Source organism: Arthrobacter sp. K5, from assembly GCF_040448525.1.
Lineage (GTDB): Bacteria > Actinomycetota > Actinomycetes > Actinomycetales > Micrococcaceae > Arthrobacter > Arthrobacter globiformis.
The window spans coordinates 4,695,704-4,707,893 of record NZ_CP159279.1 but is presented as its reverse complement, the minus strand read 5'-3'; the positions used below and the strand labels follow the sequence as shown (position 1 = coordinate 4,707,893).

Sequence of the window (12,190 nt, the reverse complement as noted above, 5' to 3'; positions counted from 1 at the left end):
CTCAATCTTTACAGATAGCCATAACCTACGCAGCCACCGCGTCGCGGCTCTTGACGAACGCCTGGACGCAGGTTTCGACGTCGTCGGCGCTGTGCGCGGCGGAGAGCTGGACGCGGATCCGGGCGGCGCCGCGCGGCACCACGGGGAAGCTGAAGGCGGTGACGTAGACCCCGTGCTGGAGCATCTGGTCGGCCACTTTTGCTGCCAGCACGGCGTCGCCGAACATGACCGGCACAATGGCGTGCTCGCCGTCGAGCAGTTCGAAACCTTCCTCCGTCATCCGGCGGCGGAACAGCTCCGCGTTCCGGAACAGGCTGGCCCGGAGCTCCCCGGAGGTCTGCACGAGTTCCAGCGCTTTGATGGTGGCCGCCACGATGGCCGGCGCCAGGGAGTTGGAGAAGAGGTAGGGGCGGGCCTTCTGCCGGAGCATCGCCACCACTTCGCTGCGGCCGGACACGTAGCCGCCCGAGGCGCCGCCCAGCGCCTTGCCGAAGGTGCCGGTGAAAATGTCCACCCGGTCGGACACGCCTGCGTGCTCGGGGGTCCCGGCTCCGGTGGCGCCCATGAACCCGACGGCGTGGGAATCATCCACCATCACCAGGGCGTCATGCTTCTCGGCCAGGTCGCAAATGGCCTCCAGCGGGGCCAGGTAGCCGTCCATGGAGAAGACGCCGTCGGTGACGATGATCTTCCTTCGCGCATCCTTGGCCTCCACCAGCTTCGCCTCCAGGTCAGCCATGTCCTGGTTCGCATACCGAAACCGCTGCGCCTTGCAGAGCCGGATCCCGTCGATGATGGAGGCGTGGTTCAGGGCGTCGGAGATGATGGCGTCCTCCGGGCCGAAGAGCGATTCGAAAACGCCGCCGTTGGCGTCGAAGCAGCTGGAGAACAGGATGGTGTCCTCCGTGCCCAGGAACTGTGAGACCTTCGCTTCGAGTTCGAGGTGGAGATCCTGGGTGCCGCAGATGAACCGGACACTGGCCATGCCGAAACCGCGGTCGTCCATGGCGGACTTGGCCGCCGCGATGATGTCCGGGTGATCGGCCAGGCCCAGGTAGTTGTTGGCGCAGAAGTTCAGGACGGGCGAGCCGGCCTCACCGATCTGCCCGGCCGTGATGTGGCTGGCCTGGGCGGAGTCGATGTGGCGCTCGGTCTTGTACAGGCCTGCGGTGCGGATGTCGTCGAGCTCGGCGCGGAGCTGGTTCTTGATGGCTGAGTACATGGCGGGTTCTCCTCGGCTGGGAAACAGTTAAAGACTATGGGTGGGAGGTGGCAGGGGCAGGCCCGGTACGCGTCAGGTTCCGGGCGCCGTCAGCTTTTGGCGCAGGTCAGATTTCCGACCAGTCGAGCACGACCTTGCCGCCGACGCCGGCCTTCGCGATTTCGAAGCCCTTCTCCCACTGGGTGGCCGGCAGCACGTCCGTCACTACGGCGGAGATGCTGGCGTGCAGTGCGGGGTTGGAGGACAGCATGGCACTCATCGCGTACCAGGTCTCGTACATCTCGCGGCCGTAGATGCCCTTCAGGGTGAGCATGTGCGTGACCACCTTGCCCCAGTCGATGTTGATGGACTGGCTGGGCAGGCCGAGCATGGCGATGCGTCCGCCGTGGTTCATGTTGTCGATCATCTCCGGCAGCGCCGTGGGGTGGCCGGACATTTCCAGTCCAATGTCGAAGCCCTCGCGCATGCCCAGCTCCCGCTGCGCTTCCCGGACCCGCGTCTTGGAAACGTCGATGGCGAGGTCCACGCCGAGCTGCCGGGCAAGCTCGAGCCGCGGGGCAGAGACGTCAGTGATGGCGATCTTGCGGGCGCCGGCGTGGCGGGCCACGGCGATGGCCATCAGGCCGATCGGCCCGGCGCCGGTGATCAGGACGTCCTCACCCACCAGCGGGAAACTCAGCGCGGTGTGCACGGCGTTGCCGAACGGGTCAAAGATGGCGCCGAGCTCGGGTGTGACGGACGGGTCCTGGTGCACCCAGACATTCGTCTCGGGGATGACCACATACTCGGCGAACGCGCCGTCCCGCTGCACACCCACGCTGACCGTGTGGATGCACATCTGCCGGCGGCCGGCGCGGCAGTTGCGGCAGATCCCGCAGACGATGTGGCCCTCGCCGGACACGCGGTCGCCGACTTTGACATAGCGCACGTCCTCGCCGGTGGCCACCACTTCGCCGTAGAACTCGTGACCGGCGATCAGCGGGGCCTCGATGATGCCCTGCGCCCAGGCGTCCCAGGACTGGATGTGCAGGTCAGTGCCGCAGATGCCGGTGGTCAGCACGCGGATCTTGACCTCGCCGGGTCCCGCCTCGGGTTCCGGGCGGTCGGTCAGCTCAAACCCGGCGTGTGCGCCGGCCTTGTAGAGGGCCTTCATTGGCTTCCTTACGTTCGGCATGCAGTGGCATGCGGGGGAAATCTCCCTTCATTAGAGCCACCTTGGACCCGTTAGCACAAGGGGAATTTTCTCAATCGACGATTAAGGAATTGCTAAGGAATAGGATGGAACGCATGGAGATCCACCAGCTCGAAATGCTGCGGGAGCTTGGCGCGCTGGGAAGCGTCAAGGCCGTGGCCGATACCCTGCTCGTCACACCCTCCGCCGTGTCCCAGCAGCTCGCCCAGCTGCAGAAAAGCGTCGAGGTGCCGCTGACCCGCAAGGAAGGCCGGAACCTGGTCCTCACTGAGGCCGGGCAGGTGCTCGCGGACGCGGGTGCCGCCGTCGTCAGCGCCATGGCCGACGCGCGGATGGCGATCGGTGCGTACCACAGCTCAACCGTGGCGCCAGTGACTGTGTGCGGATTCCACAGCGCCGGGCAGGCGCTGTTCGCGCCGCTGGCGCGGCTTCTGGACGGCCCGGACAAGCCGAAGGTGCTGCTCTCCGACGAGGACGTGGCCCAGCAGGAATTCCCCGCGCTGACCGCGAGGTACGACCTCGTCCTGGCGCACCGGATGGACCACAGTCCCAAGTGGCCGGAGGAAAGGGTGGCCGTGATACCGCTTGCCCATGAGCCGCTGGATGTGGCGCTGCCGGCCGGCCACCGGCTGGCGGGCCAGGCGGCGCTGACAGCGTCCGAGGTCGTCGGCGAGCCCTGGGTGACCAGCCGCGCCGGCTACTCGCCCGCGGACGTGCTGTCCGCCGTCGCCGCGGTATCCAGCCGGGAACTGAACATCGTGCACCGGATCAATGACTATTCCACGGTGGCGGCGCTGGTGGCCTCGGGAAGCGTGATCGGCCTGCTGCCGCGGCATACCGCGCGGCCGGTGCTGAACCCGGACATCGTGCTGCGGCCGCTGCACGGGATCAGCACCCGGCGCCGGATCGATATCCTGGCGCGCCCGGAAAACCTCAAGCGCGCCTCGGTCCGGGTAGTGTGCGAGGCGCTGCAGGACATCATGGCCCGGCTCAGCCACGGTTAAACCCAACTGGGTCGCAGCACAGGGCGTTCTGAGCGCTCAGAACCCCCACAGCTGCGACCCAGTTGGGTTGCAAACGCTAGACGGTGACGCCGAGCTTCTCCAGGATCAGCTCGCGCACGCGGCCGGCGTCGGCCTGCCCGCGGGTGGCCTTCATGACGCCGCCGACGATCGCGCCGATGGCCTGCACCTTGCCGCCGCGGATCTTGTCCGCCACGTCCGGCTGCGCGGCCAGGGCTGCGTCGATGGCTTCCAGGAGCGGGCCGTCGTCCGATACCACGGCGAGGCCGCGCTTCTCGACGACCTCGGCCGGGGTACCTTCGCCGGCGAGCACGCCGTCCAGCACCGCGGAAGCCATCTTGTTGTTGATCTTGCCCGCTTCCACCATGCGGCTCAGCTCCACGATGGTGGCCGGCTCGATGCCCAGCTGGCCGGGGTCGACGTCGGCGTTCTTGGCGCGGCCCACGATCTCGCCCATCCACCACTTGCGGGCCACGGATGCCGTGGCGCCGGCGGCGATGGTTTCCTCGATCTCGTCCAGCACGCCGGCGTTGACGACGTCGCGGAACTCCAGGTCCGAGTAGCCCCAGTCCTGCTTCAGCCGCTTGCGGCGCTCGGCCGGCGGCTCGGGCAGGGTCGCGCGGAGCTCCTCCACCCACTCCCGGGAGGGAACCACGGGAACCAGGTCCGGCTCCGGGAAGTAGCGGTAGTCGTCGGCGTCGGACTTGGCCCGGCCCGACGTCGTCGTGCGCGTGTCCTCGTGCCAGTGGCGGGTTTCCTGGATCACCGGCTCACCGGAGTCCAGGACGGCAGCGTGGCGCTGGATCTCGTAGCGGACGGCATGTTCGACGGCGCGCAGCGAGTTCACGTTCTTCGTCTCGGAGCGGATGCCGAAGCGTTCGCGGCCGTGCGGGCGCAGCGAAACGTTGGCGTCGCAGCGGACGTTGCCGCGCTCCATCTTGGCGTCCGAGACGCCGAGGTTCTTGACGATTTCACGCACTGCCGCCACGTAGGCCTTGGCCAGCTCGGGGGCGCGGGAACCGGCACCCTCGATCGGCTTGGTGACGATCTCCACGAGCGGAACGCCGGCGCGGTTGTAGTCCACGAGCGAGTATTCCGCGCCCTGGATGCGTCCGGCCGAGCCGCCGAGGTGGGTGAGCTTGCCGGCGTCCTCCTCCATGTGCGCGCGCTCGATCTCGACCCGGAACACGGTGCCGTCCTCGAGTTCGATGTCCAGGTAGCCGTCATACGCGATCGGCTCGTCGTACTGGGACGTCTGGAAGTTCTTCGGGGTGTCCGGGTAGAAGTAGTTCTTCCGGGCGAAGCGGCAGGATTCGGCGATCTTGCAGTTCAGCGCGAGGCCGATCTTGATGGAGGACTCCACCGCGGTCTTGTTCACCACCGGCAGGACGCCGGGCATGCCCAGGTCCACCTCGTTGACGTTGGTGTTGGGCTCGTCGCCGAACACGTTGGGCGCGGAGGAGAACATCTTGGTCTTGGTGTTGAGTTCAACGTGGACCTCGAACCCCAGGACGGGGTCGTACTTCTCCATGGCTTCTTCGAAGCTCAGAATCGCGTCAGCGCTCATTATTTTGCCTCCTGGGTTCCGACAAGCTCAACCAACGCCGGGGCCTTGTCCAGCAGCGGACCGCCCCACTTCGCCTCCAACAGGGATTCCAGGACAGCGCCCACCCGGTAGAGGCGGGCATCCTCGCGGGCCGGAGCCAGCAGCTGGATGCCGACAGGCAGTCCGTCCTCGTCAGCCAGGCCGCCGGGCAGCGACAGCCCGGGGACCCCGGCCATGTTGGCGGGGATGGTGGCGACGTCGTTGAGGTACATCGCCAGCGGGTCATCGAGCTTCTCGCCCAGCTTGAACGCCGTGGTGGGCGCTGTGGGGGAAATCAGGACGTCGGCCTTGGCGAAGGCAGCCTCGAAGTCACGCTGGATGAGCGTGCGGACCTTCTGCGCGGAGCCGTAGTAGGCGTCGTAGTAGCCGGCGGACAACGCGTATGTGCCCAGGATGATGCGGCGCTTGACCTCGTCACCGAACCCTGCGGCCCGGGTGGCGCCCATGACGCGCTCGATGGTCATCGGCGGGTCCTCGGGGAGCACGCGCAGGCCGTAGCGGACGCCGTCGAACTTGGCCAGGTTGGAGGAGGCCTCGGACGGCATGATCAGGTAGTAGGCACCCAGTGCGTACTGGAAGTTGGGGCAGGACACCTCAACGATCTCCGCACCCGCTTCCTTGAGCAGCTCAAGGGCTTCGTTGAAGCGGTTTTCGACGCCGGCCTGGTAGCCCTCGCCGTGGAGCTCCTTGATGATGCCGATCTTCATGCCGTCCACGTTGCCGAGGCGCGCAGCGGCCACGAGGTCGCCCAGCGGGTCCGGCAGGGAGGTGGAGTCGTGCGGGTCGTGGCCGCCGATGACCTGCTGCAGCAGCGCCGAGTCCAGGACGGTGCGCGAAACGGGCCCGATCTGGTCCAGCGAGGACGCCATGGCGATGGCACCGTAGCGGGAGACGCCGCCGTAGGTGGGCTTGACGCCCACGGTGCCGGTGACGGCGCCGGGCTGGCGGATGGATCCGCCGGTGTCCGTGCCCAGGGCCAGGGGTGCTTCGAAGGCGGCGACGGCGGCTGCGGACCCGCCGCCGGAACCGCCGGGGATGCGGTCCAGGTCCCACGGGTTGCGGGTGGGCCCGAAGGCCGAGTGCTCGGTGGAGGAGCCCATGGCGAACTCGTCCAGGTTGGTCTTGCCCAGGATCGGCATCTTGGCGGCGCGCAGCTTCTTGACGACCGTGGCGTCGTACGGGCTGTGCCAGCCTTCGAGGATCCTGGAACCGGCCGTGGTGGGCTGGCCGATGGTGACGATGAGGTCCTTGACGGCGATCGGAACGCCGGCGAGCTCGTGCAGTTCCTCGGCGGCCTGCCCGCCTGCCGCGCGGATGGCATCCACCTCGGCCGCGACGGCGAGCGCCTCCTCGGTGTTGACGTGCAGGAACGCGTTGACGCCGCGCTCTCCCCCGTCGACGGCGGCGATGCGGTCCAGGTGCGCCTGGGTGACCTCGACGGCGGTGACCTCACCGGCGGCGAGCTTCGCGGCCAGCTGGGCCGCGGAAAGACGGATGAGTTCCGTGCTGTTGGTTTCAGTCATGTTCTAGTCCTCATCCAGGATTGCCGGGACCTTGAAGCGGTCTGCGTCCGAGTCCGGAGCGCCGGAGAGTGCCTGCTCGGCGGTGAAGGTGTGGCCCACCTCGTCCTCGCGGAACACGTTGCTCAGCGGAATCGGGTGCGAAGTGGCCGGAACGCCATCACCTGCGGCCTCGCTCACGGACTTCACCGCGTCTACGATGACGGCAAGTTCGCCGGCCATCCTGTCCAGCTCTTCAGCACTCATCTCAATGTGCGCGAGCCGCGCTAGGTGCGCGACGTCGTCACGGTTGATCGCAGCCATGGATCTCCCCTGCAATGTAGTTGGTTTCCCCTTAGTCTACGTGGCAAACGACAGTGCCCGCCTGGCACCCTGCAGCGGGTGCCGGACGGGCACTGTCGGCCGCGGCAGGGCCGCGGCAAGTGACGGATCAGTGGATGCCGATTGCTCCGGTCAGGATCCCTACTCCGAGCATGACGAGGGCGACGACTGCGCTCCTCCAGAGGACCTTCTTGTGGTGGTCGCCCAGGTCTACCTTGGCCAGCGAGACCAGGAGCAGGATGGCGGGAACCAGCGGGCTCTGCATGTGGAACGGCTGGCCGGTGATGGAGGCACGGGCCATCTCGGCTGCGCTGATGCCGTAGTGGGCGGCGGTCTCGCTCAGGACCGGCAGCACGCCGAAGTAGAAGGCGTCGTTGCTCATGAAGAACGTCATGGGGATGCTGAGGACGCCGGTGATGACTGCCATGAGCGGGCCCATGCTGGACGGGATGATCTGGACCAGCCAGGCGGACATCGCCTCAACCATGCCGGTGCCGGTCAGGACACCGGTGAGGACTGCAGCTGCCATGACCATGCTGACGACGGCGACGATCGACGGTGCGTGGGCCACGAGCTGCGCGCCCTGGTCCTTGACGTGCGGGAAGTTCACCAGCAGGGCGATGGCCGAGCCCACCATGAAGACGTACGGCAGGGGCACGAGGTCGGCGATGAGCATGCCCATGACGGCGACGGTGAGGGCCAGGTTGAACCACTGCAGCCTGGTGCGCAGGGTCTTGCGGTTGGGGTCCAGCGCGGTGTCCGCCATGGCGGTGTCGCTGTCATCGACCAGGATCTCAGTCCGTTCCAGGACGGCGACCGAAGAGCCTGCAGGGGAACCGCCGACGGCGGAGCCTCCCGTTGCGGGAACAGGTGCAGACCCGCGACCGGAACCGCCCGAACCACCGCGGCCGGTGCGGCCGCCGCCGGCGGGGGCACCGCCGTCGAACGCTTCAGCCGTCTCCGGCGTTCCCCACATCTCCGGCTGCGTGGCGCGGAGGCGGTTGCGTTCCTGCAGGCCGAGGACCCAGGCGAAGACCAGGACGACGGCGAGGCCGGCGATCAGCGACGGGATCATCGGAACAAAGACTTCGTTGACATCGATCTTCAGGGCGCTGGCGGCGCGGGCCGTGGGGCCGCCCCAGGGAACGATGTTCATGGTGCCGTTGGCCAGGCCGGCCACGCAGGTGAGGACCACGGGGCTCATCTTCAGCCGGAGGTAGATCGGCAACATGGCGGCGGTGGTGAGGATGAAGGTGGTGGAGCCGTCGCCGTCGAGGGACACGGCAGCGGCCAGCAGCGCGGTACCCAGGACCACCTTGGCGGGGTCATTGCCGAGCTTGCGCAGAATGAACCGGACCAGCGGATCGAACAGCCCGACGTCGATCATCAGGCCGAAGTAGATGATGGCGAACATCAGCAGCGCCGCAGTGGAGGTCATGGACTTCATCGAGTCCATGACCATGTCGCCGATGCCGAGGCCGGCACCCGCGAAAAGACCGAAAACGGTGGGGACGATGATCAGCGCCAGCACTGGCGTCAACTTCTTCGTCATGATCAGCACCATGAAAACCGCGATCATGGCGAATCCAAGTAATACCAGCACAGCCGGCTCCTTCTACGTGAACGGCACCACCCCGGTGTGATGCGTACTACAGACGTTAGAGTGGCCCCGGTCACGGCAGTGCCTTTGGCTCCATTGATTGGCATACTGCTTATTGGGAGCATTTTGCGCATTTTGCTCAAACGCCCTCCGCGCCGCGACAAACACAGCTGCCAGCCCCAAACACCCGGCAGCCCGCTTGACCCACGAACCCGCTCGACCCACGAAGGAGTGCCATGATGAGCCCCGCCGGCAGGCTTCCGCTCAGGTTCTCCACCCAGACCCTGCTGCTGCAGCTGGGCGTGGTTCTCCTCGTTGTGCTGCTCAGCGGCGCGGTGCATGCGTGGCTCACATTTGAACGGCTGGGCCGTGAGGCGGAAAACCAGGCACTGACGCTGGCCCGGACTGTGGCCTCGGACCCTTCGGTCCGTGCCAACGTGCAGGCCATCAGCCGGCAGGCCGGTACTCCCCCGCCCGCAGAGCTGAAGACCGGGCCACTCATGGCAGTGGCTGAGGGCGCCCGGACCCGCACCGGTGCCTTGTTCGTGGTGATTACCGACGAAACTGGCCTCCGGCTGGCCCATCCCGACGCCGACCGGCTGGGTGAGCGGGTAAGCACGGACCCGTCCGAGGCGCTCGCCGGCCGCGAGGTGACCACCCGCAACTCCGGCACGCTGGGTCCGTCGGCCGGGGCGAAGGTCCCCGTCTTTGCCCCCGGCACGGGTTCGGGTTCCGATTCCGGTTTGGGTTCCCGGACCGTGGTGGGCGAGGTCAGCGTCGGCTATTCCACCGAGTCCATCGGGCAGAGCCTGGCCCGGGACATCGTGCCGATCGTGCTGACCGCGGCCGGCTCGCTGGTGGCGGGGATCCTGGCCTCATTCCTGCTCCGGCGCCGGCTGCAGCGGCTCACGCTCGGCCTGGAACCGGAGGAAATCGGCGCCCTGGTGCATGACCAGGTGGCGGTCCTGGAGGGTGTGGATGAAGGTGTCGTGGGCATCTCCGCCGACGGCCGGATCAGTGTGTTCAACGCCGCCGCCCAGCGCCTCCTCGGCCAGCCCGACCTCGCCGGCCAGGTCTGGCAGGAGGCCCCGGTGCCAGCCCGGCTCAAAGCCCTGACCCTGCCCGATGCCCGGGAGGGCGAGGCAGCGGAGCTGGTAGCGGGCGAACAGGTCCTGGTGGCCAGCGCCCGGAAGGCGCTGCACCGCCGCGAGGACCTGGGCTGGGTGGTCATGCTCCGTGACCGCACCGAACTCCAGCACCTGACCCGGCAGCTCGACGCGGTGGGAACCATGTCCACGGCCCTGCGCGCCCAGCGGCATGAGTTCGCCAACCAGCTGCACACGATCGCCGGTTTCATGAGTATCGGCCAGCACCAGCAGGCGCGGGATTACCTTGAGCGGCTCGCCGCCACGGGCCCGCTGAAGTTCCCCGTGGACCAGGCCGAACTGTTGCAGGACCCGTACCTGCAGGCATTCATCGGCGCCAAGGGCGTCGAGGCCGACGAGCGGGGGGTATCGTTGCGGATCGGGCCGGAAACGTTGGTGCGGGGCCAGGTGTCGGAGCCGCAGGATGTCACCACGGTGCTCGGAAACCTGATCGACAACGCGGTCAACGCCGCGGTGGCCGGCACGGCTGCCGAGCGCTGGGTGGAGCTTGAGCTGCTGGACGAACCGGGAGCCGACGGCGGGACGCTGCACGTCGTCGTCGCCGACTCCGGCGACGGGCTGCCGGACGGCGGCGATCCGGAAGCGGTTTTCGCTGAAGGGTTTACGACGGCGGCCGGCGGGGTTCTCCAGGGGCAGGTCCGGCCCGCGGGCGGCCAGGGCCTGGGCCTGGCTCTCGCACGGCAACTGGCGCGGCGGCGCGGCGGCGACGTTACCGTGCTGGAACCGGGGAACGTTGGTGGACCCGGCGCCGTCTTCATGGCCACGCTGCCCGGAACCACCACGGCACGCAAAGACTGATGGATAGCGGACGGAAGGACGAGGATGTCTGAGGATTTCAGGGTGCTGATCGTGGACGACGACTTCCACGTCGCCAAGCTCCACGCCGCCTATGTGGATTCCGTGGCCGGGTTCCTGGCGCTGCCGCCGGCGGGTTCGGCGTCGCTGGCACTGCAGTCCATCCACAGCCTGCGTCCGGACCTGGTGCTGCTGGACGTGTACCTGCCGGATGCCTCGGGCCTGGATCTCCTGCATCAGCTGGACGTGGACACGATGATTCTCAGTGCGGCATCGGACGCCGCGTCGCTGCGGACGGCCTTCCGGCGGGGCGCCCTCGGGTACCTGCTCAAGCCGTTCACGGCCGAGTCCCTGTCCCAGCAGCTGCGGTCCTACGCCCGGTACCGGCGGATCCTTGGCCAACCGGGTGCCCTGGACCAGGACACGGTGGAGCGGGCCAAGCGGGCGCTCATTCCGGGTGACGTCTCGCCGTCGGCCAAGCCGCGGTCGGCGACGGAGGCGGCGGTGCTGGAGTCTCTGATTCCCGGCGAGCAGTACTCGGCGGCCGACGTCGCGCGGAGGGTAGGCGTGTCCCGTGCCACCGCCCAGCGGTACCTCTCCTCACTGGCGGACGACGGCGCCGTCGAGATCCAGCTCCGCTACGGCACCACCGGGCGGCCCGAACACCGCTACGGCCTCCCGGCCTCTTAGCCCGGGTTAGCTGGCGCTTTTCTGCGCGACGAGCTCGATCTCGACGAGCATCTCCGGGTCCAGGAACGGCAGCACGTGGACCAGTGACAGCGTGGGGCGGATCTCGCCGAAGACCTCGCCGTGCGCACGGCCTGCGTCCTCCCACTTGCTGATGTCCGTCAGGTACAGCTTGGACTGCACGACGTCGGCGAGCGCGAATCCGGCGTCGGCCAGGACGGTCTCCAGCTTCTGCAGGATGAACCGGGTCTGCTCGTAGAAGTCGCTGCCGACGATGCCGTTCTCGCCGCTGGCCGAGGTGGCCGAGATGTACAGCGTGTTGTCCACCTGGACCGCGCGGGAGTAGCCGAGCTTCTGTTCCCAGACCGAGCCGGTGCCAAACGTCTTGCGCATGCTGCGCCTTTCACTAGGGAGTTCTAAGTCGGCTCCACTCTAGGCGGGCTGGACGTCGAGCCTGAAAACCAGCAGCTTTATGTCGGTGCCGGGCACATACCAGTCGCGCTCGGGCACCCGCCGGAAGCCTGTTTTCCGGTACAGACCGTGGGCGCTCTCCCAGGTCCCGCCGGTGGTCAGGGCTACGGCACGGATCCCGTCCAGCGATCTGGCGTGCGCAATGATCGCTTCGACCATGGCCAAGCCGGCGCCACTGCGCTGTACGGCCGGATCCACCACCAGCATGCGGAACTCAAGCTCGTCGTTCAGCGCGATGTCGGCATACTTCTCACCGGCCAGCGCCAGCGTCACCGAGCCGACGATGGTGCCGGCCCGCTCTGCCACCCAGATGGTGGCCCGCTCCGCGCGGGTGGCCACGTCCTGGATCTGCTTCATGTACGGATGGTCCGCGGTCTCGAAGTAGCCGGCCGCCAGGTAGGCGTCCCGGGTGATGCGGGCGATGGCCGCAAAGTCGGCGGGGACGGCGGGACGGACGGTGATCTGCGGCTGCACCCGTCAATGGTAGTGCCGAGGGACTGATGCGCGGTGCGAAACAGCTGTTTCCGTGACTGAACTATCACGGTCCGGCGACGGTCCGGAACCGCTGCCGGAGCGGCCACCCGGTGT

General features: G+C 67.7%; 11 protein-coding genes. 3 read left to right on the top strand and 8 right to left on the bottom strand.

Annotated elements, in window-relative coordinates:
• Positions 1–25: 25 nt before the first annotated feature.
• Together ABRP34_RS21365 and tdh are read right to left on the bottom strand one after the other, a co-directional pair.
• Positions 26–1,222 (bottom strand): glycine C-acetyltransferase, encoded by a 1,197-nt coding sequence (locus ABRP34_RS21365; protein WP_353711699.1) that lies wholly within the window; start codon positions 1,220–1,222, stop codon positions 26–28.
• A 106-nt stretch (positions 1,223–1,328) separates the two neighbouring features.
• Entirely contained in the window at positions 1,329–2,375 is a 1,047-nt protein-coding gene (gene tdh / locus ABRP34_RS21360; RefSeq protein ID WP_003802042.1) for an L-threonine 3-dehydrogenase, read from the bottom strand.
• Positions 2,376–2,509: 134 nt separating this feature from the next.
• Here tdh and ABRP34_RS21355 point away from each other — a divergent pair, with 134 nt between their 5' ends.
• Positions 2,510–3,418: a LysR family transcriptional regulator gene (locus ABRP34_RS21355; RefSeq protein ID WP_043418742.1), complete on the top strand. Its 909-nt coding sequence runs from the start codon at positions 2,510–2,512 to the stop codon at positions 3,416–3,418.
• A 76-nt stretch (positions 3,419–3,494) separates the two neighbouring features.
• Here the strand turns inward: ABRP34_RS21355 and gatB are convergent, their stop codons facing one another.
• The 4 genes from gatB to ABRP34_RS21335 all read right to left on the bottom strand — a co-directional run bounded on the left by gatB (position 3,495) and on the right by ABRP34_RS21335 (position 8,486).
• Positions 3,495–5,003 carry an Asp-tRNA(Asn)/Glu-tRNA(Gln) amidotransferase subunit GatB gene (gene gatB, locus ABRP34_RS21350; RefSeq protein ID WP_307100882.1) on the bottom strand — a complete coding sequence of 503 codons (1,509 nt, stop codon included), beginning with the start codon at positions 5,001–5,003 and terminating at the stop codon, positions 3,495–3,497.
• Complete coding sequence (gene gatA / locus ABRP34_RS21345; protein ID WP_307100879.1) at positions 5,003–6,565, bottom strand: Asp-tRNA(Asn)/Glu-tRNA(Gln) amidotransferase subunit GatA; 1,563 nt, start codon at positions 6,563–6,565, stop codon at positions 5,003–5,005. Before gatA ends, gatB begins: the two co-directional genes overlap by 1 nt.
• A 3-nt stretch (positions 6,566–6,568) precedes the next feature.
• Positions 6,569–6,865 (bottom strand): Asp-tRNA(Asn)/Glu-tRNA(Gln) amidotransferase subunit GatC, encoded by a 297-nt coding sequence (gatC, locus tag ABRP34_RS21340; protein ID WP_003802035.1) that lies wholly within the window; start codon positions 6,863–6,865, stop codon positions 6,569–6,571.
• Positions 6,866–6,992: 127 nt separating this feature from the next.
• Positions 6,993–8,486, bottom strand: coding sequence for an SLC13 family permease (locus tag ABRP34_RS21335; RefSeq protein WP_353711698.1), 1,494 nt, complete (start codon positions 8,484–8,486; stop codon positions 6,993–6,995).
• 233 nt (positions 8,487–8,719) lie between these two features.
• Between ABRP34_RS21335 and ABRP34_RS21330 the strand changes: the two genes are divergently transcribed.
• Both ABRP34_RS21330 and ABRP34_RS21325 read left to right on the top strand, forming a co-directional pair.
• Positions 8,720–10,447: an ATP-binding protein gene (locus ABRP34_RS21330; protein ID WP_353711697.1), complete on the top strand. Its 1,728-nt coding sequence runs from the start codon at positions 8,720–8,722 to the stop codon at positions 10,445–10,447.
• A gap of 24 nt (positions 10,448–10,471) precedes the next feature.
• Complete coding sequence (locus tag ABRP34_RS21325) at positions 10,472–11,134, top strand: response regulator (RefSeq protein WP_003802029.1); 663 nt, start codon at positions 10,472–10,474, stop codon at positions 11,132–11,134.
• A gap of 6 nt (positions 11,135–11,140) precedes the next feature.
• On the opposite strand, the gene ABRP34_RS21320 is transcribed toward ABRP34_RS21325, so the two are convergent.
• Entirely contained in the window at positions 11,141–11,524 is a 384-nt protein-coding gene (locus ABRP34_RS21320; RefSeq protein ID WP_003802026.1) for a RidA family protein, read from the bottom strand.
• Between the two features lie 39 nt (positions 11,525–11,563).
• Entirely contained in the window at positions 11,564–12,076 is a 513-nt protein-coding gene (locus tag ABRP34_RS21315) for a GNAT family N-acetyltransferase (protein ID WP_353711696.1), read from the bottom strand.
• Positions 12,077–12,190 lie beyond the last annotated feature (114 nt).